Origin of the sequence: Streptomyces sp. NPDC005181 (genome assembly GCF_040608395.1) — a bacterium.
GTDB lineage: Bacteria > Actinomycetota > Actinomycetes > Streptomycetales > Streptomycetaceae > Streptomyces.
The window spans coordinates 1-1,616 of sequence record NZ_JBEXID010000243.1 but is presented as its reverse complement, the minus strand read 5'-3'; the positions used below and the strand labels follow the sequence as shown (position 1 = coordinate 1,616).

1 protein-coding gene is annotated in these 1,616 nt (G+C 69.2%); it reads left to right on the top strand.

What is annotated here, in order from left to right:
* Nucleotides 1–1,616 (top strand): amino acid adenylation domain-containing protein (locus ABZV38_RS40365; RefSeq protein ID WP_356333942.1); only part of this gene is annotated, 1,616 nt, incomplete at both ends.

The window sequence follows — 1,616 nt, the reverse complement described above, 5'->3', positions numbered from 1 at the left end:
CACCTCGCCCTCGCCCACATACAACGCCTCGCCGGACTCGGCGAACTCTTCGACACCGCCATCGTCTTCGAGAACTACCCCATCGAGCCCGACGCGCTTGATCTGCCGGGCACCAGCCTGAGCATCACCGGCGTGGACCCCCGCGACACCACGCACTACCCCCTCGCTCTCACCGCCCTCCCCGGCCGCCGGCTCTCCCTCGAACTGAGCTACCGCCCGGACCTCTTCGCCCCCGCCGCCGTCCAGAAGTGGGCCGACGGACTGCGGGCGCTGCTCAAAGCGACAGTGGCCGCCCCCCACACGCCCGTGGGACGGGTGGACCCGCTCTCCAGCACCGAGCGGGCACTGCTCCTGGAGGCGGGCACCGGCATCGCACACCCCGTGGCGGAAGCCACCCTGACGGAGGTGCTGGCAAACCAGGTGGCGCGCACTCCGCAGGCCACCGCGGTGATCTTCAACGGCGAGGCCATGACATACGCGGAGTTGAACGCCCGCGCCAACCGCCTGGCGCACCTGCTCATCAGCCGGGGCGTGGGGCCGGAAGACATCGTGGCGCTGGCCCTGCGCCGGTCTGCGGAGGCGATCGTCGCGATCTTCGCCGTGATCAAAGCCGGTGCGGCCTATGTGTCGATCGACCCGGACTACCCCGCCGACCGAATCGCGTTCATGCTCACCGACTCCGGTCCGGCGTTGGTGCTCACCGATACGGACACCAGGGGAGTCCTTCCGGCGGATCTGGCCGCGCCCGCCGTACTGCTCGACAGTGCGGACACCACCGGCCGGCTGGCCGGACTGCCCGGTGCTGACGTGACGGACGCGGACCGGACCTGCCCACTGCTGCCGTCGCACCCGGCATTTGTGATCTATACGTCGGGTTCCACCGGCCGCCCCAAGGGCGTGGCGCTCGAACACCGGGGTCTCGTCAATCTCTTTGACCACCACCGCGTCTCGATCTTCGGACCCGCCGTCGAAGCCACCGGCCAGGACAGGTTCCGTGTCGCGCTGACCGCGTCGCTCTCCTTCGACGCCACCTGGGCCGAACTCCTGTGGATGCTCGACGGAAACGAGCTCCACCTCGTGGACGATGTTGTACGCCGCGATGCCGAGGCGCTCATCGCCTATGCGGCGGCGCACAACATCGATCTTCTCGACACCACACCGTCGTTCGCCGAGCAGCTGGTGGCGATCGGCTTGCTGGAGGCCGACCGCAGGCCGCATGTCCTGCTGCTGGGCGGCGAGGCCGTCGGGGCTTCGCTGTGGAACGCGCTGCGTGGCGCTTCCGGCCCGGCCGCGTACAACTTCTACGGTCCCACCGAGACCACCATCGACGCGCTTTACAGCCCCTTGAGCGCTTCATCCACTCCGTCCATCGGCCGTCCGGTGGGAAACATGCGGGTGTATGTGTTGGACGGTGGTCTGCTGCCGGTGCCGGTGGGGGTGGCCGGTGAGCTGTACATTGCCGGCGAGGGGCTGGCCCGGGGGTATCTGAACCGGCCGGCACTCACCGCGGAACGTTTTGTAGCCGACCCGTTCGGCCCCGGCGGCTCCCGCATGTACCGCAGCGGCGACGTGGTGCGCTGGACCGCCGAAGGTGACCTCGTCTTCGTGGGCCGCGC